The organism is Saccharothrix sp. BKS2 (assembly GCF_047689505.1).
Classification (GTDB): domain Bacteria; phylum Actinomycetota; class Actinomycetes; order Mycobacteriales; family Pseudonocardiaceae; genus Actinosynnema; species Actinosynnema lopnurensis.
In genome coordinates this window covers 397573-418435 of the sequence record NZ_JAUQOL010000006.1, presented here as the reverse complement: position 1 = coordinate 418435, position 20863 = coordinate 397573, and the positions used below count along the sequence as shown (strand labels likewise).

The 20863-nt window shown below is 71.6% G+C and carries 19 protein-coding genes; 12 read left to right on the top strand and 7 right to left on the bottom strand.

Translation table 11 applies throughout. The annotated features are described in order from the left end of the window. The first annotated feature begins 9 nt into the window (after positions 1-9). A complete protein-coding gene (locus Q5530_RS15570) occupies positions 10-468 on the top strand; it encodes a MarR family winged helix-turn-helix transcriptional regulator (RefSeq protein ID WP_415362928.1) in 459 nt (152 codons plus the stop codon). A gap of 88 nt (positions 469-556) precedes the next feature. Here the strand turns inward: Q5530_RS15570 and Q5530_RS15565 are convergent, their stop codons facing one another. After that, entirely contained in the window at positions 557-2182 is a 1626-nt protein-coding gene (locus Q5530_RS15565) for a carbohydrate-binding module family 20 domain-containing protein (protein ID WP_415362927.1), read from the bottom strand. A 167-nt stretch (positions 2183-2349) separates the two neighbouring features. Between Q5530_RS15565 and Q5530_RS15560 the strand changes: the two genes are divergently transcribed. The 4 genes from Q5530_RS15560 to Q5530_RS15545 all read left to right on the top strand — a co-directional run bounded on the left by Q5530_RS15560 (position 2350) and on the right by Q5530_RS15545 (position 6158). Next, positions 2350-3909: a glycoside hydrolase family 13 protein gene (locus Q5530_RS15560; protein WP_415362925.1), complete on the top strand. Its 1560-nt coding sequence runs from the start codon at positions 2350-2352 to the stop codon at positions 3907-3909. Beyond that, positions 3891-4913, top strand: a complete 1023-nt coding sequence (locus tag Q5530_RS15555) for a LacI family DNA-binding transcriptional regulator (protein WP_415362923.1) — start codon at positions 3891-3893, stop codon at positions 4911-4913. The genes Q5530_RS15560 and Q5530_RS15555 overlap by 19 nt, the downstream gene beginning before the upstream one ends. A 125-nt stretch (positions 4914-5038) precedes the next feature. Further along, positions 5039-5470 (top strand): acyl-CoA thioesterase, encoded by a 432-nt coding sequence (locus Q5530_RS15550; RefSeq protein WP_415362922.1) that lies wholly within the window; start codon positions 5039-5041, stop codon positions 5468-5470. After that, positions 5463-6158 (top strand): hypothetical protein, encoded by a 696-nt coding sequence (locus Q5530_RS15545; RefSeq protein ID WP_415362920.1) that lies wholly within the window; start codon positions 5463-5465, stop codon positions 6156-6158. Before Q5530_RS15550 ends, Q5530_RS15545 begins: the two co-directional genes overlap by 8 nt. Positions 6159-6239: 81 nt before the next feature. Here Q5530_RS15545 and Q5530_RS15540 read toward each other — a convergent pair whose 3' ends face one another. The 4 genes from Q5530_RS15540 to Q5530_RS15525 all read right to left on the bottom strand — a co-directional run bounded on the left by Q5530_RS15540 (position 6240) and on the right by Q5530_RS15525 (position 12015). Then, complete coding sequence (locus Q5530_RS15540) at positions 6240-7835, bottom strand: glycoside hydrolase family 13 protein (protein ID WP_415362919.1); 1596 nt, start codon at positions 7833-7835, stop codon at positions 6240-6242. Positions 7836-7956: 121 nt separating this feature from the next. Then, complete coding sequence (locus Q5530_RS15535; RefSeq protein WP_380638390.1) at positions 7957-8343, bottom strand: globin; 387 nt, start codon at positions 8341-8343, stop codon at positions 7957-7959. Between the two features lie 676 nt (positions 8344-9019). Next, the gene (locus Q5530_RS15530; RefSeq protein WP_415363068.1) at positions 9020-9904 is read right to left on the bottom strand and encodes a mechanosensitive ion channel family protein; all 885 of its coding nucleotides are present in this window, start codon (positions 9902-9904) and stop codon (positions 9020-9022) included. A gap of 20 nt (positions 9905-9924) precedes the next feature. Further along, entirely contained in the window at positions 9925-12015 is a 2091-nt protein-coding gene (locus Q5530_RS15525) for a prolyl oligopeptidase family serine peptidase (protein ID WP_415362917.1), read from the bottom strand. 152 nt (positions 12016-12167) lie between these two features. On the opposite strand from Q5530_RS15525, the gene Q5530_RS15520 reads away from it, so the two are divergent. Continuing rightward, positions 12168-12824: an HNH endonuclease gene (locus Q5530_RS15520; protein WP_380636934.1), complete on the top strand. Its 657-nt coding sequence runs from the start codon at positions 12168-12170 to the stop codon at positions 12822-12824. An 11-nt stretch (positions 12825-12835) separates the two neighbouring features. On the opposite strand, the gene Q5530_RS15515 is transcribed toward Q5530_RS15520, so the two are convergent. Continuing rightward, a complete protein-coding gene (locus Q5530_RS15515; protein ID WP_415362915.1) occupies positions 12836-13072 on the bottom strand; it encodes a hypothetical protein in 237 nt (78 codons plus the stop codon). Positions 13073-13665: 593 nt separating this feature from the next. On the opposite strand from Q5530_RS15515, the gene Q5530_RS15510 reads away from it, so the two are divergent. From Q5530_RS15510 to Q5530_RS15495, 4 genes are all read left to right on the top strand, one after another. Next, the gene (locus Q5530_RS15510) at positions 13666-13911 is read left to right on the top strand and encodes a hypothetical protein (protein ID WP_415362914.1); all 246 of its coding nucleotides are present in this window, start codon (positions 13666-13668) and stop codon (positions 13909-13911) included. Further along, positions 13898-14383: a DUF5130 family protein gene (locus Q5530_RS15505; RefSeq protein WP_415362912.1), complete on the top strand. Its 486-nt coding sequence runs from the start codon at positions 13898-13900 to the stop codon at positions 14381-14383. The genes Q5530_RS15510 and Q5530_RS15505 overlap by 14 nt, the downstream gene beginning before the upstream one ends. 326 nt (positions 14384-14709) lie before the next feature. Further along, a complete protein-coding gene (locus Q5530_RS15500; RefSeq protein WP_415362910.1) occupies positions 14710-15558 on the top strand; it encodes a helix-turn-helix domain-containing protein in 849 nt (282 codons plus the stop codon). Further along, the gene (locus Q5530_RS15495; protein WP_415362908.1) at positions 15558-15830 is read left to right on the top strand and encodes a zinc finger protein; all 273 of its coding nucleotides are present in this window, start codon (positions 15558-15560) and stop codon (positions 15828-15830) included. The genes Q5530_RS15500 and Q5530_RS15495 overlap by 1 nt, the downstream gene beginning before the upstream one ends. 178 nt (positions 15831-16008) lie before the next feature. On the opposite strand, the gene pepN is transcribed toward Q5530_RS15495, so the two are convergent. Beyond that, a complete protein-coding gene (gene pepN, locus Q5530_RS15490) occupies positions 16009-18567 on the bottom strand; it encodes an aminopeptidase N (RefSeq protein ID WP_415362906.1) in 2559 nt (852 codons plus the stop codon). A 204-nt stretch (positions 18568-18771) separates the two neighbouring features. Here pepN and Q5530_RS15485 point away from each other — a divergent pair, with 204 nt between their 5' ends. Together Q5530_RS15485 and Q5530_RS15480 are read left to right on the top strand one after the other, a co-directional pair. Further along, positions 18772-19386: a DsbA family protein gene (locus Q5530_RS15485; RefSeq protein WP_415362905.1), complete on the top strand. Its 615-nt coding sequence runs from the start codon at positions 18772-18774 to the stop codon at positions 19384-19386. A 68-nt stretch (positions 19387-19454) separates the two neighbouring features. After that, positions 19455-20810 carry an aldehyde dehydrogenase family protein gene (locus tag Q5530_RS15480; protein ID WP_415362904.1) on the top strand — a complete coding sequence of 452 codons (1356 nt, stop codon included), beginning with the start codon at positions 19455-19457 and terminating at the stop codon, positions 20808-20810. Positions 20811-20863 lie beyond the last annotated feature (53 nt).

Here is a 20863-nt window from a genome sequence, read left to right as displayed (position 1 = left end):
ATCCGGACCGTGCCGTCAAGTCCCGACCTCACCCTGCTCCTCACCGCCCTGGCCGCGTCCTGCGACGCCGCCGTGCGCGTCCGCCTGGTCGCCGCCGGTCACGACGAGGTCCGCACCGTCCACGGCTACGTCTTCCAGCACCTGCTCGTCGGTCCGGTCCGCGTCACCGACCTGGCCGACCTGCTGGGCATGACGGCCCAGGGCGCGTCCAAGGTGGTCGCCGAGATGGAGCGGGTCGGCTACGTGGTGCGCCGGCCCGACCCGGGCGACAGCCGCGTCCGCCTGGTCGAGATGACACCGCGTGGGCACGAGGCTGTGGAGGCGGGGCGGGCGGCTCGGGCGGCGGTGACGGCCGAGCTGCTGGCCTCCCTCGGCACCGGGGCCGACCGGGTGGTGGACTCCCTGCACGAGCTGGCGGACCGCACCGGGGCCCTGCGCGACCTGATGGCCCGCAGGCTCCGGCCCTGATCGTCCGAAAGACCCGGACCACCTGAAAGACCTGCACCACCCGAACGTCGGGGACACCCGCGTGGACGTCCCCGACATCCGGGGTGGATCAGTTCCGCCAGGTGTCCGACAGCGTCACCGGGGCCGTGGCGGTGCGGTTGGCGCCGCTCTCCCAGGTCACGTTGCCGCTCGCGTCCTTGCGGAGGTACTTGTACTGGAACGGCGTGCCGGTGGGCAGCGACACCGACGCCCGCCAGGTCGGGTAGGCGGCCGGGGACAGCGCCACCGCGTTCGCCGGGTTCCACGCGCCCAGCGACGGGTGGTCACCGACGACGAAGACGTTCTGCCCGACCGACGTGGTGGCGCCGACCGAGAACGACGCCGTGCCGGTGGGCGGGGGAGTGGTGCCGCCGCCGCTGGTCGCGCCGGTGTGCAGGGCCAGCGCCTCGCCCGCGCCCAGGGTGGCGGTGAACTGGCCGTTCGACCCGACCGCCACCGTCGTGCAGCCGTCCCGCTGGACGTTGCAGTAGTTGCCGGCGGGCAGGGACGTCTGGAACGTGCGGGTCAGCGCGCCGCTCTCGCGGTTGATCACCACGAAGCCCTTGTTCCCGCGACCGAACGCGATGGCGTCACCGCCGTTGTCCCACCAGTTGGTGACCGCGGTGCCCGCCACCGTGTTGCGGAACTGGACCATGTTCGCGATCTGCGTCCACCGGTGCTGGCACTTCCACCCGGACGTGTAGCACTCGGAACCACCGGGCGGACCCGCGTCGTGGTTGCTGAACTCGTAGCCGGAGTACACGTTCGGGGCTCCGTAGGGCCACGCGAGCATGAAGGCGTTCGCCAGCGTGTAGGTGGAGCCGTCCTTGTACGTCAGGGTCGAGCCGTTGCGCTCGGTGTCCCAGTTGTCCACGAACGAGCGGGCCCGGCCGCTGGGCAGGTAGCCCCACGACTCGCCGAACGTCTTCAGGTACGCCAGGTTCTCGTTGTTGAAGATCCGCTTGATGTCGTAGGCGTAGCGGAACTCGTCGACGTCACCCGAACCGGTGTACTCGCCCGGCTGAACGGCCTCGCCCGCGCCGTAGATCACCTCGTGGACCCAGAACGCGTTCGGGTTCGACAGCCGCGACTTGATCGCCGCCAGGTCGGCCGCCGCCATGTGCTTGGCCGCGTCGATGCGGAACCCGTCGACGCCCAGCGAGATCAGGTGGTTGAGGTAGGAGGCGATGCGCCCGCGCACGTAGTCGCTGCCGGTGTTGAGGTCCGACAGACCGACCAGCTCGCAGTTCTGCACGTTGTCGCGGTTGCGGTAGTCGCTGATGCTGGTGCGGCAGGAGTGGAAGTCCTGGTCGCCGTAGGTGCCGGGGTAGTTGTACTTCGCGTAGGACGAGCCGCCGGTACCGGTGCCCGACCCGGCGCTCATGTGGTTGATCACCGCGTCCGCGATGACCTTCACGCCGGCGGCGTGGCAGGTGTTGACCATGTTGCGGAACGCGTTCTCGTCGCCGAGTCGCCCGGCGATCCGGTAGCTGACCGGCTGGTACGAGGTCCACCACTGGGAGCCCTGGATGTGCTCGGTGGCGGGCGAGACCTCGACGAACCCGTAGCCCTTCGGGCCGAGCACGGTGGTGCACTCGCCGGCGACCCGGGCGAAGGGCCACTGGAACAACGTCGCCGTGACGTCTTTGGAGGAGGGCGGGCTCGCAAAACTTTGCGGCGCCACGAGCAAGGTCAACAGCAGGGCCGATATGGCGAGCAACGCTCGCCGGGGTGCGGAAACCACGTTGTCTCCTTGGCTGGCAGGGATGTGCTCTAGGTCATACCAGCTGCGGGACTTGCTGAAAACACTTGCAAAGTATTTCATGGCCCTCCGGTCGACCCGATCCGGAAGGACACCCCCACATGACGCAGGACTGGTGGCGCGAGGCCGTCATCTACCAGGTCTACGTGCGCAGCTTCGCCGACTCGGACGGGGACGGCGTCGGTGACCTCCCGGGCATCCGGTCCCGCCTGCCCTACCTCGCCGACCTGGGCGTGGACGCCGTCTGGATCACCCCGTTCTACGCGTCCCCGATGGCCGACGGCGGCTACGACGTGGCCGACTACCGCGCCGTCGACCCGAGCTTCGGCGATCTGGAGGACGCCCGGCTGCTGATCGGGGACGCGCACGCGCACGGCCTCCGGGTGATCGTCGACCTCGTCCCCAACCACACGTCCGACCGGCACGAGTGGTTCCGGCAGGCCCTGGCGGCAGGCCCGGGGTCGCCCGAGCGCGCCCGCTACCACTTCCGCGACGGCCGGGGCGAGGGCGGGGACCTGCCGCCCAACGACTGGGAGTCCGTCTTCGGCGGGCCGGCCTGGTCGAAGACCGCCGACGGCCAGTGGTACCTGCACCTGTTCGCGCCCGAGCAGCCCGACCTCAACTGGGACCAGCCGGAGGTGCGCGAGGAGTTCCTCGACGTGCTGCGGTTCTGGCTGGACCTCGGCGTCGACGGGTTCCGCATCGACGTGGCCCACGGCATGGTCAAGGCCGACGGCCTGCCCGACGTCGGCACGCCCGGCCACCTCAGGATGCTGGGCACCGACACCCTGCCGTTCTTCGACCAGGACGGCGTGCACGAGATCTACCGCGACTGGCGCAAGGTGCTCGACTCCTACCCGGGGCAGCGGATCGGCGTGGCCGAGGCGTGGACGCCCAGCCCCGAGCGCACCGCCCGCTACCTGCGCGCCGACGAGCTGCACCAGGCGTTCAACTTCCACTACCTGACCGCCGGGTGGGACGCCGCCGAGCTGAGGCGGGTCATCGACGACTCCCTCGCCGCCATGGCCCCGGTCGCCGCGCCGACCACCTGGGTGCTGTCCAACCACGACGTGCGGCGGCACGTCACCCGCTACGGCGGCGTTGCCCGTGCCCGCGCCGCCGCCCTGCTGATGCTCGCGCTGCCCGGCAGCGCGTACGTCTACCAGGGCGAGGAGCTGGGCCTGCCCGAGGTGCTGGACCTCCCCGAGGACGTGCTCCAGGACCCGGTGTGGGAGCGCTCCGGCCACACCGACCGGGGCCGCGACGGCTGCCGCGTTCCCATCCCGTGGACGCCCGACGGCCCGTCGTTCGGCTTCGGCGACGGCGGCTCGTGGCTGCCGCAGCCGGCCGGGTGGGCGTCGCTGAGCGTGGGGGTGCAGCAGGGCGACCCGGACTCGGTGCTGGAGCTGTACCGCCGCGCGCTGCGGGCCCGGCGCGAGCACCCGGACCTCGGGGCGGGCTCCGAAGTGGAGTGGCTGGCCGCGCCCGAGGGCGTGCTGTCCTTCCGCCGGAACGGGTTCACGTGCGTGGTCAACCTCGGCCCGGCGGTGGTGCGGCTGCCCCGCGACGGCGAGGTGCTGCTGTCCTCCGGGGGCGTGGCGACCGAAGACGCGGACGTTCTCGTGCCGCCGGACACGACTGTGTGGCTCTCGCGCCCGTAGAGTCACACGGTGTGACAGCGCGGCTCAGTGACATCGCGAACCAGGCAGGCGTGAGCGAGGCGACGGTCAGCCGGGTGGTCAACGGCAAGCCAGGCGTCTCCGCCGCGACCCGCCAGGCCGTGGTCGCCGCGATGGACGTCCTCGGCTACGAGCGCCCGCCACGCCTGCGCCAGCGCAGCGCCGGGTTGATCGGTTTGATCACCCCCGAGTTGAGCAACCCGATCTTCCCGGCGTTCGCGCAGGTCGTGGAGCAGGTGCTGACCCGCGACGGCTACACGCCGGTGCTGTGCACGCAGACACCGGGCGGCTCCACAGAGGACCAGCTGACCGAGATGCTGGTCGACCGCGGCGTCAACGGCATCGTCTTCGTGTCCGGCCTGCACGCCGACACGACGGCCGACATGGACCGCTACGTCAAGCTCGCCGGGCGCGGGGTGCCGTTCGTGATGGTCAACGGGTTCACCGACCAGGTGTCCGCGCCGTTCGTGTCGGTGGACTACCGGGCGGCCGCGCGGCTGGCCGTGTCCCACCTGGTGGAACTCGGGCACGAGAGGATCGGCCTGGCCGTCGGCCCGCGGCGGTTCGTGCCCGCGCAGCGGATGGTGGAGGGGTTCACCCTCGTGCGGCCGCGCGCGGAGGAGCTGGTGGAGCACTCGCTGTTCACCGTCGAGGGCGGGCAGGCGGCGGCCAACGCCCTCCTCGACCGCGGCTGCACGGCCGTGGTGTGCGGCAGCGACCTCATGGCGTTCGGGGCGATCCGGGCGGCGCGGCAGCGCGGGGCGAACGTGCCGCGGGACGTGTCGGTGGTCGGGTTCGACGACTCGCCGCTGATCGTGTTCGCCGATCCGCCGCTGACCACGATCCGGCAGCCGGTGGAGGCGATGGGGCAGGCGGCCGTGCACGCGCTGCTGGAGGAGATCGGCGGCACGCCGGCGCCGCACGCCGAGTTCGTGTTCCAACCGGAGCTGGTGGTGCGCGGGTCCACGGGGGCTCGGCCGCGGTGAGGCGGCGTGGCGGTGAGGCTCGGCTGTGACGAGGGGCGCGGCGGTGGCGGGGTGCGGTCTTAACCCGGGCTTAGCACGTGGATAAGGTCATTGCCACCTATGTCGACCCCGGGAGGCGCGTCAAGTTGGGTGTGTTCGTCACGGGTGTCCGTCCGCGCTGGTCGGACATGGACGCGTTCGGTCACGTCAACCACGCCAACACGGTCACGCTGCTGGAGGAGGCGCGGATCGACCTGCTGTTCACCGAGGCCGCCCGGCACGGCGTCCCCGAGATGGCGGAGGGCATGGTCGTGGCGCGGCTCGTGGTGGACTACCTGGCGCCGCTGACCTTCACCGGTGACGAGGTGCGGGTGGAGGTGTCGGTGCGGGAGCTGAAGTCGGCGTCGTTCACGCTCGACTACGCGGTGCGCGCTGATCGCCGGGAGGACGGTCCCGTGGTGACCAGGGCTGAGACACTGATGGTGCCCTACAACCTGACGGCCGGGCGTCCGCGCCGTCTCCTCGAAGCCGAGCGCGATTTCCTCGCCGGCTGGCGTGCCGGAGGTAATGGTGCCTGAGCTGGTCCTCGTCGACCGCGCCGAGCGGGACGACCTCGGGGCTTTCGTCGCCCGCGCGGTGCGGCTCGACCCCCAGGCGGTGGTGCGGCTGCGCAACCGGCCGGCCGGGGACGTGCCGGTCGGTGGTTCCGGGGATGACGGGTCGGCGGGTGGTCCGGGAGGTGACGGGCCGGTCGGCGGGCTGGTCGACGCGTGGGTGGCGACCCCGTTCGACACCCTGGCCACCCGGACCGTGGCGGGGCAGGTGACCCCCGGTGACCTGACCGTGTCGGCGACCGACCTGCTCACCGGGTTGGCGGTGGTGCGCAGCGAGGTCGTGGACCCCGGTCCGGCGCGGGACATGATGTGGCGCTCGGCGCTGCCGCCGACGGCGGGCTGGCTGCCCGTGGACCGGCTGCCCGGCAGCGTGGTGTCCGAGCTGGCGGAGAAGGGGGTGGCGGTGGCGCGGGAGAACGCGGGTCCGCGCGGCACCCCGCCCGCGTCGCTGCTGGACCAGACCGTGATCACGGTCAGCGGGTCCGGGCTGGACGTGAAGGTGCCGATGCGGTGCCTGTTCGCGCTGTCCGGGATGGGGTTCCTGGGTGGTGACGACGTGCGCGTGACGGCTACCGACTCGTGGTTGCGCATCGACGCCCGGTTCGGTGCGGTGGTCCGCCGGCGGCACTCGATGTTGCCGCTGCTGGTCTGAGTCGGGGTTGGGTCGGGCTGCTGGTTTTGGGCTGGCCGGGCTTGGGCGGGGGGCGGCCCCGGTGGGACGCCCCCGCCAAGCTCAGACCAGCCACACCGCGGTGTCCGGCGGCAACTGGTTGCCGTCCATCGGGCCGCTGGACAGCAGCACACCGCCGGGCGGCAGCGGGACCGGGCCGCCCGAGGTGTTGAGCGCGCAGATCAGGCCCCCGCCCTTGCGGCGGAACGCGAAGCAGCCCGCCGGCGCGCCGTACCACTCCAGCTCCTCGCCGGAGAACGCCGGGTTCGACTTCCGCAGCTCGATCGCGTGCCGGTAGAACGACAGCATCGAGTTCGGGTCCTCCAGCTGGGACTCGGCGGTCAGGCCCGCCCACTCGTTCGGCTGCGGCAGCCAGGTGTTCACCGCCCGGGTGAAGCCGAACGGCGGCGTGTCGCCCTCCCAGGGCAGCGGGACGCGGCAGCCGTCGCGGCCGCGCCTGGTGTGCCGGGAGCGGGTCCAGATCGGGTCCTGGAGGGCCCAGTCGGGCAGCTCCACGTTCGGCAGGCCCAGCTCCTCGCCGTTGTAGAGGTAGACCACGCCGGGCAGGGCCAGCTCGACCAGGGTCATGGCGCGGGCGCGCTGCCGGCCGATCGCGCCGTCGCCGTAGCGGGTCACGTGCCTGGCCACGTCGTGGTTGGACAGGGTCCAGGTGGGCGGGACGTCGGTGCCCTGCACGGCCGCCAGGGAGTGCTCGATGGCCGACCGCACGCCGTCGGCGTCGAACGGGGCCTCGACCAGGCGGAAGTTGAACCCGAGGTGCAGCTCGTCGGGGCGGACGTAGCGGGCCCACCGCTCGTCGTCCTTGACCCAGATCTCGCCTACGGTCATGCGGCCCGGGTACTCGTCGACGACCTTGCGGATCATCCGGTGCACCTCGTGCACCCCGTCGTTGTCGAAGCGGGGGTCCAGCGCGTTGTCGTGCCGGACCCCGGAGCCCAGCTCCGCGCGCGGGTCGATGTTGCGCAGGTCCTCGGGCTTGGCCATGCCGTGCGCCACGTCGATGCGGAACCCGTCGACGCCCCGGTCCAGCCAGAAGCGCAGGGTGCGCGCCAGGTCGGCGGGCACCTCGGGGTTGCCCCAGTTCAGGTCCGGCTGCTCGGGCGCGAAGATGTGCAGGTACCACTGCCCGTCCGGCAGGCGCGTCCACGCGGGGCCGCCGAACTGGCTCGGCCAGTTGTTGGGCGGCACGGAGCCGTCGAAGCCGCCGCCGTCGCGGAAGACGTAGCGGGCGCGTTCCGGGGAACCGGGAGGCGACTGGAGGGCGGCCTGGAACCACGCGTGCCGGTCGCTGGTGTGGTTGGGCACGAGGTCGATGGTGATGCGGATGTTGTGCGCGTGCGCCTCGGTGACCAGGCGGTCGAACGCGTCCAGGTCGCCGAACAGGGGGTCGACGTCCCGGGGGTCCGCCACGTCGTAGCCGTGGTCGGCCATGGGCGAGGTGAAGAACGGCGTGAGCCACAGCGCGTCCACCCCGAGCAGTTCGAGGTACCCGAGCCGGGAGCGGATGCCGTCGAGGTCGCCCACGCCGTCGCCGTTGGCGTCGGCGAAGGATCGGACGTAGACCTGGTAGAAGACGGCGTCGCGCCACCAGGCGGACTCGTCGGCGATCTCTGGTTGGAGGTCGGAGGATCGTCGCACGAGAAGTCATCCTGCCATTCGCGGCCTGAGGCACGAGCCCGTTCGGGTGGTCAACGTTCGATTGGCCGAGTTGGGTGGTCGGCCGGTCGGCCTTTGGTCGACGTTGTGGTGGTCGACTTGGTCAGGCCCAGGCGTTCATCAGGCTGTTGGCTGCCATGTCGAGGTAGGCCCACAGCTGCTTGCGGTGCTCGGGGTCCAGTTCGACCGAGTCGACGGCGATCTCCATGCAGCGGAGCCAGGCGTCCCGCTCCACGGGCCCGATGACGTACGGGGCGTGCCGCATCCGCAGTCGGGGGTGGCCCCGGGTGTCGGAGTAGGTGTGCGGGCCGCCCCAGTACTGCATGAGGAACAGCCGGAAGCGCTCCTCGGCGGGACCGAGGTCTTCTTCCGGGTAGAGGGGGCGGAGGATCGGGTCGGTCGCCACCTCTTCGTAGAAGCGCTTGACGATCCGGTGGAACGTGTCGTACCCGCCCACCGCTTCGTAGAAGTTCTCCGGAGGAGTGGTCACCCCTCCATCCTGCCTCAGGTCGCTGGGCGAGGCGCACTGCCACCTGGTTCGGCGTGCGGTGGGGGAGGGGGTTGTGGTGGAGGTCTCAGCGGGGTGTGGTCTGTGTTGTTGGTTGGCCCCGGGGTTGGCCTTGGGGTGGGTCCGGCTCGATGTGACATGGGGCCCTTACGAGTACCGGAGGCAGGCCGCAGCCGGCAGGCACGGCGGGGGAAAGCGTCCCGCCGAGCCTGCCGGCTCCGACCAGCCTGTGGCACTCGAACCCATGTCAAATCGGGCCTCGTCGGCCGGTGGCTGTTGGGGAGAGGAGGGTCGGGGAGGTGGGTGGGGAGGTGGGTTAGGGCAGGTCAGAGCTGGTTCGGGCACTTTGGTGCCGGTCCGGTGCTGGCCTGACTCCGGCCCGACTCCGGCTCGGTTTTGGTCCAGGTCCGCCCTGCATTTGCCCTGCCTTCAGCTCTGCTTCGGCCTCTGTTTCGTGTTGGCCGGCTTCTGCCTCGGGCTCGGGCTCGCCTTGCCCGACTCCGTCCAGTCCTGCTCCGCGCTGCGCTTGCCCGCCTCGGTCCCGCTCCTGGCCGGGTCTGCTCCAGCCCGGAGTCGACCCCTGGTGCGGGGCCGTTCCAGGCTGATCGGGCTGGGGCGCACCCATCAGGTTTTGGTATGGCTGTGGTGCTGTGGTGGGTCAGGAGGACTTGAGGGAGATCCCCGCGTCCTCCAGGGCCGGCATCAGCTTGGCCCGGAGGGCGCGTTGGACCGCCCACTGGCGCCCCGGCCTGACCTTGACCGTCACGCGCATGGTGATGCCCTCCGGCGTGACCTTTTCCACGCCCAGGACCTGCGGCTTGTCCGTCACGTCCTTGGCCAGCAGCTCCTCCGCCGCGGCCTCCTCGGCCGCCGTCGTGAGGACTTGGGTGGCGGAGGCCAGGTTGGCGCCGTAGGACAGGGGGATGTCGACCACCGCCACGGCGAAGCCCTGGGACGAGTTGCCGACGCGCAGGATCTCGCCGTTGCGGACGTACCAGACCGTGCCGTTGGTGTCGCGGATCGTGGTGGTGCGCAGCGCCACCGACTCGACCGTGCCGGTGGCGGGGCCCAGGTCGACCACGTCACCCACGCCGTACTGGTCCTCCAGCATCATGAACATGCCGGCCAGGAAGTCCTTGACCAGGTTCTGCGCGCCGAAGCCGATGGCCACGCCGAGGATGCCCGCCGAGGTCAGGATCGGGGCGACGTTCATGCCCAGTTCGGTCAGGACCTGGATGAACGCCACGCCGAACACGATGATCGTGACGAACGACTTCAGCACCGAGCCGATGGTCTTGGCCCGCTGCTCCCGCCGCTCGGAGGCGAACGCGCCCAGGGCCTGGGGCGCCCGCTCCCGCAGCGGCTTGAGCAGCTTGGGCTTGCGGCCGCCGTTGCCCCGCGTCATGCCGTCGATCAGCCGGCGCAGGACCGCCCGGATGATCACCGCCACGATCACGACCAGCAAGATCCGCAGCGCGCCGCCCGCGAGCTTCGGGCCGTTGGCGACCCACCACTCGACTGCGAGCGTCGACTCCACGTTCAGCACGTAGCAGTCCTCCCGATCTACAACTCGAGGCCCGTCGCCCAGGCCAGGAAGGTCAACTGGTCCACGGCCAGCCCGACCGTCCGGCTCACCGACCGTCCCGCGTGCCCGACCTCGGTCTCCCGGCGGATCAGCACCGGGTGCTTGGTCGGATCGCTCGCCGTCGCGTGCTGGAGCGCGGCGCACGTCTTGCGGGCGTGGTTCGGGTCCACGCGGCTGTCCGACTCGAAGACCGTGAACAGCACCGAAGGGTACTCAACTCCCGGTCGCACCCGGTGGTACGGGGAGTAGGCCAGCAGCCACCCGAGTTCCTCCGGGACGGCCGCGGAACCGTACTCCTCGGCCCACAGCCGCCCGAGCAGGAAGTTCTCGTACCGCACCATGTCCAGCAGTGGCGCCGAGCACACCACGGCCGCGTAGAGCTCCGGGCGCTGCGTCAGCGCCGCCCCGACCAGCAGGCCGCCGTTCGAGCCGCCCGTGATCGACAGCTGCTGCGGTGTGGTCCACCCGTCCGCGATCAGCCGCTCCGCCGCCGCGTGGAAGTCGTCGAACACGTTCTGCTTCCGCGACCGCATCCCGGCCTCGTGCCATTCCTCTCCCTCCTCGTCGCCGCCCCGCAGCGACGCGTGCGCCCACACCCCGCCCGCCTCGACCCACGCCAACGTCGTCGCGCTGTACCCCGGTCCGCGCCCGACCGCGAACCCGCCGTACCCGGTCAGCAGCGTCGGCCTGGGCAGGTCCGGGTGACGGGAGCCGGACACCACGAACATTCGCACGGTGGTGCCGTCGGGGGACAGGTAGGAGATCTGGGTTGTGGACAGGTCCGGGAGGGTCACCGCTCCGGGGGGTGCGGTGTCGAGGGTGACGGCGCCGGTGGAGAGCGAAAACCGGTGGACGGAGGTGGGGGTGACGAAGTCCGACCAGCCGAACCACAGGACGTCGCGGTTGGCAAGGGTGAGTTCGTCCGCTGTGGACAGGCCGTGGAGGGAGCCGGTGCCGGGGAGGTCGACCTGGCGGAGGTGGGCGCCGTCGGCGCCGTGGAGGTGCAGTTCGGAGACGGCGTGCCGGGTGCGCACGACGACCAGGGAGCCGTCGAGGGGGACCGCCGCGTCCAGGACGGAGTCCGGGTCCTCGGCGATCAGCTCGGTCCACTCGGTCGGGGTGGTCGGGTCGGCCGCGCAGAGGCGGAAGCGGGGGGCGTCCAGGCTGGTCAGGAGGTACAGGCGGCCGTCGGCCTCGACCCACGCGGAGCACTGCGCGCCCTGGTCGGCGGACAGGACCGGGCGCAGTTCGGCGGTGCCGCGCAGGTCGGCGATCCACACGGAGTCGCGGCGGACCGTGCCCGGCGCGCCGTTGACCACCAGCCACCGGCCGTCCTCGGAGACGGACAGGCCGTAGTAGTAGGTGTGGTCGAGGTCGTCGCCGTGCACGTTCAGGTCGGTGGTGGCGGGGGTGCCGACCCGGTGCCGCCATACCCGGCGGTGGAACTGGCGCTCGTCCTCGGGGACCAGGGCCGGGTCCAGCCGCCGCACGTAGAAGAACTCCTCGCCGCCGGGCAGCCAGCCCACGGGCGAGTAGCGGCAGCGGTCGATCGGGCCGTCGAGGAGCTCGCCGGAGTCGACGTCGACGACGTGCAGCAACGAGTGCTCGTCGCCGCCCACGGACACCTGGTAGGCCAGGCGCGTGCCCTCCCGGGAGGGGGACCAGCGGTCGAGGGTGGTGCGGCCGGTCGGGTCGAGGGCGGAGGGGTCGAGCAGCACGCGCTCCACGCCGTCGACGCGCACGTAGAGCACGGGGAGGTCCTGGTCGGGGTCGCGGCGCGTGTAGAACGCGCGGCCGGCGCGCCACACGGGGACGCCGACGGAGCCGGTCCGCATCAGCTCGGAGACCCGGGCGCCGAGGGAGTCGCGGCCGGGCATCGCGTCCAGCCACGAGCGGGTGAGGTCGTCCTGGGCGGCCGACCAGGCGGCGGTGCGCGGGTCGGCCGGGTCCTCCAACCAGCGGTAGGGGTCGGCCACGGCGTGCCCGTGCAGGTCCTCGACGAGGTCGAGCCGTTCTGCGGCGGGGTAGTCGGTAGTCGCAGGCAGCGCTGCGCGGGAAGGCTCGGTCACCCCGCCGAGGGTAGCGCCAGAGTTGAAAACGATCGTCGATTGGGGGTGGTTCACCGAAGTTTTCCCCACGGCTCCGTGACACGTCACATATCACAGGTGATTTTTGTCGGTGATCTGTGGTCTCCTAGGGCTGAACCGGTGGAGGTGGTCGCGTGCCAGACCGACAACCCACCCCGATCGGCGCCCTGGTGAACGCCGGGATCGCGTCGTCGGTCCCGTCCGGCCAAAAACAGCCCGGTGTGCACGCTGTGGTCGGCGGGGAGGGAGCCGGTCCGGCCCCCTTGGTGCTGCCTTGGGGAAGACGGAAGGTCCTCCTGCTCAACGCCACGTTCGAGCCCCTGACCGCCCTGCCGCTCAGGCGCGCCGTGGTGCTGGTGGTGTGCGGCAAGGCGGAGGTGGTGCACGGCGACCCGGAGGGCGCCGTGGTGCACTCCTCGACGGCCGCGGTGGTCGTGCCGTCGGTGATCAGGCTGGCGAACTACGTGCGGGTGCCCTACCGCGGCCGGGTCCCGCTGACCCGCGCCGGGCTGATGCACCGCGACCGGTACCGCTGCGCGTACTGCGGCGGGCGGGCCGAGACGATCGACCACGTCGTGCCGCGCAGCCGGGGCGGCGCGCACTCGTGGACCAACTGCGTGGCCTGCTGCGCCCGGTGCAACCACCGCAAGGCCGACAAGCTCCTGTCGGAACTGGGGTGGCGGCTGCGCGTGGTGCCCGCGGCGCCTCGCGGGCCCCATTGGCGGCTGCTGGCCGGCGTCACCGAGGCCGACCCGCTGTGGCTCCCCTACCTGGGTGAGCCCGCCGCCTGACGCGCCGGGTCTCACGTCGCCGGGACGAGGTCCTCGCGGCGCGCCGTGATGCGCACGGAGTCGCGGGCGGTGATCCGGACGGAGTCGGACGCGGTGATGCGGACCGAGTCGCGGGCGGTGATGCGGACCGAGTCGGCGGCCGTGATGCGGACGGAGTCGCGGGCGGTGATGCGGACCGAGTCGGCGGCGGTGATGCGCACGGAGTCGGCGGCGGTGATCCGGACGGAGTCCCGCGCGGTGATCCGCACCGAGTCCGCGGACAGCGGCGGAGCCTGAACAGCCGTAACGCTCTGCGCCGATCGGGTGTACGGCGAAAGGGTGAGGGGGGCAACCTGAGCGCGGTTCACGGTATACATGTCGTGGCCTCCGAGACGTATGGGGCGGGACTTTTGATCCCTGAAGGGATGCGCAAGAGCCGTACAGGTGAAAAGTTAGAAGCCGAGTGGGCTCGGGACAAGACGCCAAACCGGCCGCCATTCGCCTCCGTCCGGGCGAAGTCCTTCCGGGTGCACGCGCTGCGACGATCGAGCGGTCGGGTTGCTGCATCCGGCGTCCACGACCACTCTCGGTGACATCGCTCCTGGTGGGAGTCGGCCGAATCACACCGGCCCACGTCGCGCGCCCGCGCGCACCGCGCGGAAGAGGTGCAGGCCACGGGCCGTGCCCGGCGTCCCAGTGGGTGGGCGGCTCGGAAAGCATGATCAGGGCTCACATCGCCGGCGCGGCGTTCACGGACAGGACGACCGCCGGCGGGCCGCCGCGGACCGGGTTCGACCCGCCCAGTGCGGAAACGGGTGACCTCGCCCTGAGCGGACCGGGGCGATCGGTTACCGTAACCGCCGTGACCATCGTGGAGACCGTGCTCGTCTTCGCGCTGATCCCGCTGGCCATCTACGGCGTGATCACGCTACTGACGCTGAGGCCGAAGGCCACCCGCATCCAGCGGTACCGCCCGGGCCAGGAATGGGACTACGCGCCCGTGTGGTGGACCGCCAACCCCGCCGGCCTGCCCGGTGGCGCCCACCAGGTCGTCGCCGCGCCGGTCGAGGGCCGCACCGCCAAGGGAGGCGCTCGTGGCAACTGGTGAGCTGACCCGCGTCGAGGTCGACCCGTCGACCCTGCCGGCCGGCGCGGCCGTGACCAACAGCGGTCGCGTGTCCGCGGCGAAGATGTACGAGCCGCACGCGCCGAGCCTGCCGTTCACCCCCGTGCAGCTGTCGACGCTGGACGAGGCGCTGACGCTGGCCGGCCGGACCACCGGCCTGGACTTCAGCGTCTACCTCGGCGGGCTGGGGCAGGACTCGCGCGCCCGCGCCGAGGAACTGCACGCCTCCACGCCGCGCCCCGCGCACGCCGTGCTGATCGCGGTGTCGCCGGGTGAGCGCGTGGTCGAGGTGGTGACCGGCGACGAGTCCCACCGGCGGCTGCCGGACCGCGCCGCGAAGCTGGCCGTGATGAGCATGATCGCCTCCTTCAAGGAGGGCGACCTGGCCGGTGGTCTGATCAGCGGCCTGAGGATGCTGACGGACCAGGCGGGTCACGCGCCCCGACAGCACTGAGGAACCACCCGAAAAGGCCCCGGCCCCACGGCCGGGGCCTTTCGCATGTCCGCGCCCGGCTCCGGGGCAGCCTCATCGGGTGCGTTGCGCGAAAGCACCGCGCACGTGGAAGAAAATTGCTCCGCGAGGCGTGAACGTTCTATATCCTGGCTTTTGAGGTGTTGCGCGAACGCGTCGGAAATTCAACGGCGCGCACCGCATTTTCTTTGCATACCCGCAGCTCAGATCGGTACAGGCGGGCAACGGTGTCCCTCGAAAAGGGCATTGACCGCCGTGTTGAGAGTCGTGCCATGCTGGGGCAACTCAAATAGCGGTATAGAGGAGCCATGCAGCACGAGGAAAAGCATCCCACCCGGTTGAGCACCGCCCGCAGCCGGGAATTGGGAGAAGAACTGCGGCGCGCCCGGCAGCGGGCCGGCATGTCGTCCGGAGCGGTGTCCGAGGCGCTCGGCTGGTCGCTGGGCAAGCTGTCCAAGCTCGAAACCGGCAGCCGCGGCACCAGCGCGTGGGAGATCGGCACGCTGCTCGGCCGGTGCGGCGCGGACAAGGCCACGCGCGAGCGCGTCCTGGCCATCGCGAGCGAACCGGACACCGGCACGTTCCTGCGCCGGCACACCGCGGTGCCCGACGACCTGCTCGCGCTGACCCTTCACGAGGGCACCGCCCGCACGGTCACCGCCTACGAGCCGGTCACCGTGCCGAGCCTGGCCCAGACCGAGGACTACGCGCACGCCCTGACCGGCGACCGCGACCTGGCCAGGACCCGGGTCGCCCGCCAGGAGAACCTGCGCCGCGCGGGCGGCCCCGACACCCTCGTGATCGTCCACGAGGTCGCGCTGAGGCTGGTGGTCGGCAGCCGGGAGGTCATGCGCGACCAGCTCCTGCGGCTGGTCCTGATGTGCGGCTGGACCGGGTTCAGCCCGCGCGTGATCCCCCTGGCCGCGCCGGGGCACACCGCGCTGCGCCACCCGGCCACCCTGCTGACCTTCGGCGCCCCGACCAGGCCGCTGGCCTACACCGAGACCGACACGGCCACCGTCTTCCACGACGACCCGGACGCCGTGACCGCCTACCAGGCGAAGATGCGCCACCTCCAGCGCCTGGTCCTGAGCCCCGAGCGCTCGCGGGACGTCCTCGTGCGCTGGGCCGACGCCTACGACAGGGAGAACCGCTGATGGCCCTCCGCCCCTTCCGCTGGCTGCCCCACAACGGCAAGCGGCACGCCGTGCCCGAGCACGTGGTCGCCCACGACGAGGCCACCACCCTGTGCGGGGAGGAACTGGTCGTGCCCGTCCGGAGGGCGTCGAACCTGGCGTGGTGCTGGCCGACGTGCGCCGAGTGCGACGCGGCGTGGCGGCAGGTCGAGCGCATCCCCGCGTTCCCGCGCCAGCGCACCGCCGGCAGCCGCGCGCACGGCGGCTCCCGGCGGGACCACCCGGTCCGCTGACCCCGGGGCCCGCACCCCGTCGAGACCTCCGCGGCGCTCCGGGATGTCGGCGATCCCCCCGCGCCGCCGTTCCGCAACGGCAGGTGGGGCGCCTCCCCGGCGCACGCACGGCGAACGGGGTGGCTCCCGGAGGAACCACCCCGTTCACGGACCTGCCGGCCCCGTCGAGCCCGCGGGCTCAGGACCGGTCGAACTCCTGGGCCGCCAGGGCGCGGACGATGCCCGCCCGACCCTCCGACACCAGCCGCCGCAGGGCGGGCGGCCGCTCCTCCGCCAGCCAGGCGTCCGCCGCCGCGACCGTCTCCCGGAGGATCGACCACGACGGGAACAGCCCGACCACCACCGACTGCGCCCGCTCGCTCGACCGGCGGTCCCACACGTCGGCCACGTCGGCGAAGTACCGCTCCACGAACGGCTGGAGCAGGGCCTTCTGGCCGGCGTGCTGGATGCCCGCCACGATGGCCTCGGACACCGCGTTCGGCAGCTCGTCGTCGTTCACGGCCCGGTCCCACGCCTCGGTCTTGGCCTCGATCGTGGGCCGCAGGGCGCGGGCCGACTCGGCGCGGCGGCGACCGGTCGCGGTCGGGTCGCGCTCCTCCTCGGCGCCGATCTCGTCCAGGCCCGCCGCGCCGTGGGCGACCAGCGCGTGCAGCAGCCGCCACCGCAGGTCGGTGTCCACGTCCAGGCCCTCCAGCACGTCCGTGCCGTCGAACCAGCCGCGCAGCACGACCAGGCTGGACTCGTCCAGCACGGAGCCCGCGAGCGAGTTCACGAACGCCAGCTGGTGGTCCGAACCGGGCTCCGCGGCGCGGGCCAGCTCCAGCACCCGGGTGGTGAACCGGCGCCAGCCCTCGTCGCGCCAGGAGGTGTCGGCGTAGGAGGACAGCGCGGTCTGCGCCTGGAGCAGCAGCCGCTGCACCACGCCGACCTCGGTCTCCGACGCCAGCCCGCCGAGCACCAGGTTGACGAAGTCGCGGGCCTTGAGCTCCGCCTCGCGGGTCATCTCCCAGGCCGCCGACCAGCACAGGGTGCGCGGCAGCGGCTCGGCGATGTCGGAGATGTGGTCGATCAGCGACGCCAGCGAGTCCGGGTCCAGCCGCATCGTGCAGTAGGTCAGGTCGTCGTCGTTGACCAGCACCAACTTGCCGCGGTGCACGCCGACCAGCTCCGGCACCTCGGTGCGCTCGCCCGACACGTCCAGCTCGATCCGGTGCTTGCGCACCAGCTTGCCGTTCTCGTCGTCGTAGACGCCGATGGCGAGCCGGTGCGTGCGCAGCTCGCCCGCGCCCGGCCGGGCCCCGCCCTGGAGGACGGCGAACTCGGTGAACCGCCCGTCCGCGTCAACGGTGAACTTCGGGCGCAGCAGGTTCAGGCCGGTGGTCTCCAGCCACTGCGCGCTCCACCACGACAGGTCGCGGCCGGACGCCTCCTCCAGCGCGCCGAGCAGGTCGGCCAGCGTGGCGTTGCCCCACTCGTGCTTGGCGAAGTACACCCGCAGGCCCGCCAGGAAGTTCTCCAGCCCCACGTACGCCACGAGCTGCTTGAGGACGCTGGCGCCCTTGGCGTAGGTGATGCCGTCGAAGTTGACCTCGACCGCCTGGAGGTCCGGGATGTCGGAGGCCACGGGGTGCGTGGACGGCAGCTGGTCCTGCCGGTAGGCCCAGGACTTCTCGATCTTGGCGAACGTGGTCCACGCCTGCCGGTACTCGGTCGCCTCGGCCTGCGCCAGCACCGACGCCCAGGTGGCGAACGACTCGTTCAGCCACAGGTCGTCCCACCAGCGCATGGTCACCAGGTCGCCGAACCACATGTGCGCCATCTCGTGCAGCACGGTCTCGGCGCGTCGCTCGTACAGGTAGCGGGTCACCCGGCTGCGGAAGACGTAGTCCTCCAGGAAGGTGACGCAGCCCGCGTTCTCCATCGCGCCCGCGTTGAACTCGGGCACGAAGCACTGGTCGTACTTCCCGAACGGGTACTTCACGCCGAACGCGCCGTGGAAGAAGCCGAAACCCTGCTTGGTCTCGGTGAACAGGCGCTCGTGGTCCATGTGCGGGGCGAGCGAGGCCCGGCAGTAGATGCCGAGCGGGATGGTGGTCACACCGTCGGTGAACTCGTCGCGCCACTCCGCGTAGGGGCCCGCGACCAGTGCCACCAGGTAGGTGGACATGGGCTTCGTGGTCCCGAAGAAGTGCACGTCCGCGCCGCCGATACCGTCCTCAGTGGACTCGATCGCGGCGTTGGAGATGACCTTCCAGTGGTGCGGGGCGGTCACCCTCAGGGTGTAGACGGCCTTCAGGTCGGGCTGGTCGAAGCAGGCGAACATGCGCTTGGCGTCCGCCGTCTCGAACTGCGAGTACAGGTAGACCTCGCCGTCGACCGGGTCGACGAACCGGTGCAGGCCCTCGCCGGTGTTCATGTACCGGCAGTCGGCCTCGACGACCAACTCGTTGGCCTCGGCGAGGTCGGGGAGGTGCAGGCCCTCCTCCTCGCGGTAGGACGACACGTCCAGCTCGCGGCCGTTGAGCACGGCGCGGTGGACGTTGGCGGCGACGAGATCGATCCACGAGGACTCGCCCGCCGTGCGGCTGCGGAACTCGACCGCCGTGGTGGAGCGGAACGTGTCCGAGCCGGGCTTGCCACCGCCGTCGGTCAGGTCCAGCTCGATCCGGTAGGAGTCGACCTCCAGCAGCGCAGCCCGTTGCTGCGCCTGGTCGCGGGTGAGGTTGGGTGCCGCCACTGGTCACCTCGTCTGCCGGCGCACTTGGCGCTGACCTCGTCGGAACGGGACAGGTGTCGCATGGGTGAACACGACAGTCGCATCCAATCACGACGGGTGCCGGGAAGTGGACAGGCGTCCGAGGGAAGACTGCGTCACACCGGTTCGTTGTGAACGATCGGAGCCGCACCAGCGGCTCGCACCAGCAGGGATGGAGAGCACCGCATGTCGACCGAGGGACGCACTGCCGTCGACTTCTACTTCGACCCGATCTGCCCGTTCGCGTGGATCGCGTCCCGGTGGATCCTGGAGGTCGAGCAGCAGCGGGACATCGACCTGAACTTCCGGGTCATGAGCCTGTCGGTGCTGAACCAGGGTCGTGACGTGTCCCCGGACTACCGGGACATGCTCGACCGCGGGTGGGGGCCGGTGCGCGTGGCCATCGCGGCGGCGAAGCTGCGGGGCGACGGGGTGCTGCGCGACCTGTACACCGCGCTCGGCACCCGCATCCACAACCAGGGGAACAAGGACTGGGACCAGGTCGTCGAGCAGGCGCTGGAGGAGCTGGGCCTGCCCGCCGAGCTGGCCGCGGCCGCGGGGACCGACGAGCACGACGAGGAGCTGCGGGCCAGCCACCACCGGGGCATGGACCCGGTGGGCATGGACGTGGGCACGCCGACCATCCACATCGACGGGGTGGCGTTCTTCGGGCCGGTGCTCAGCAGGATCCCGCGCGGGGAGGACGCGCTGAGGGTGTTCGACGGCGCGCGGCTGCTCGCGGGCTTCCCGGAGTTCTTCGAGCTGAAGCGCACCCGGACCGGGGGGCTGGACTTCTCCTGACACCCTCGGTGTGACACTCTTGGCCTCGTTCCGTCCGAGAGTGTCACACCGCGTGCGGGGGGCCTGTTGTGATCGAGGTCGTCAACCCGACCACCGAGGAGGTCCTCGGGACGGTCCGCGCCGGCACGGTCGGTGACGTGGACACGGCCGTGACCAGGGCTGTCGCCGCGTTCCCGGCGTGGGCGGCGACCTCGGTGGAGGAGCGGCTGGCCGTCGTGCGGGCCGTGGCGCACGGGCTCTCGGAGCGGGCCGACGAGTTCGCCTCGACGATGACGACCGAGATGGGCACGCCCATCACGTTCGCCTCCCGCGTGCAGGTGCCCAACCCCATCGGCATCGCCCGCGGCGTCGAGACCACACTTTCGAGTGGATATTTTGACGGTGAGGAGATCGGCAACTCGCTGGTGCTGCGGGAGCCGGTCGGCGTGGTCGCGGCGATCACGCCGTGGAACTTCCCGTTGCAGCAGGCGGTGGCCAAGGTCGTGCCCGCGCTGGCGGCGGGGTGCACCGTGGTGCTGAAGCCGAGCGAGCTGGCGCCGTTCACCGCCGACCTGCTGGCGTCGGTGCTGGAGGGCGCGGGCGTGCCTCCGGGCGTGTTCTCGCTGGTCCACGGCACCGGGCCGGTGGTCGGCGAGGCGTTGGCGGCTCACCCGATGGTGGACATGGTGTCGTTCACCGGCTCGACGCGCGCCGGGCGGCGGGTGTCCGCGCTGGCCGCCGAGACGGTCAAGCGGGTGGCGCTGGAGCTGGGTGGCAAGTCCGCGAACGTCGTGCTGGAGGACGCCGACCTCGCGCGGGCGGTCAAGATCGGCGTGGCCAACGCGTTCATGAACAACGGGCAGGCGTGCAGCGCGTGGACCCGCCTGCTGGTGCCGTCGTCCCGGCACGACGAGGCGCTGGAGATCGCCGTCGCGGCGGCCGCGAAGTACGAGCCGGGCGACCCGACCGCGCCCACCACCCGCCTGGGCCCGGCGGTGTCGGCCGCCCAGCGCGATCGCGTGGTCGACCACATCCGCCGAGGCGTCCAGGAGGGCGCGACCCTGGCCCTGGGCGGCCCGGACGCGCCGACCGCACGCGGCTTCCACGTCGCGCCCACGGTGTTCGGGCGGGTCGAGGCGGACATGGCCATCGCGCAGGAGGAGATCTTCGGCCCGGTGCTGTCGGTCATGCCCTACGCCGACGAGGACGACGCGGTCCGCATCGCCAACTCGACCATCTACGGCCTGGGCGGCGCCGTCTTCTCCGCCGACCCCGAGCGGGCCCTCGCGGTGGCCAGGCGCCTGCGCACCGGTCAGGTGGACATCAACGGCGCGGCGTTCAACACCAGCGCCCCCTTCGGCGGCTACCGCCAGTCGGGCAACGGTCGCGAGTTCGGCCGCCACGGCCTGGACGAGTTCACCGAGCTGAAGTCGGTCCAACGCTAGGCCCCGCGCGAGTCGTACGTCCAGACCTCGCGTGTCGTACGTCCAGACCCCCC

Coding starts and splice junctions, on each gene's coding strand:
- Q5530_RS15485 (WP_415362905.1), top strand. CDS start 18,772: ATGTCGACCGAGGGACGCACTGCCGTCGACTTCTACTTCGACCCGATC.
- Q5530_RS15500 (WP_415362910.1), top strand. CDS start 14,710: ATGCAGCACGAGGAAAAGCATCCCACCCGGTTGAGCACCGCCCGCAGC.
- Q5530_RS15495 (WP_415362908.1), top strand. CDS start 15,558: ATGGCCCTCCGCCCCTTCCGCTGGCTGCCCCACAACGGCAAGCGGCAC.
- Q5530_RS15560 (WP_415362925.1), top strand. CDS start 2,350: ATGACGCAGGACTGGTGGCGCGAGGCCGTCATCTACCAGGTCTACGTG.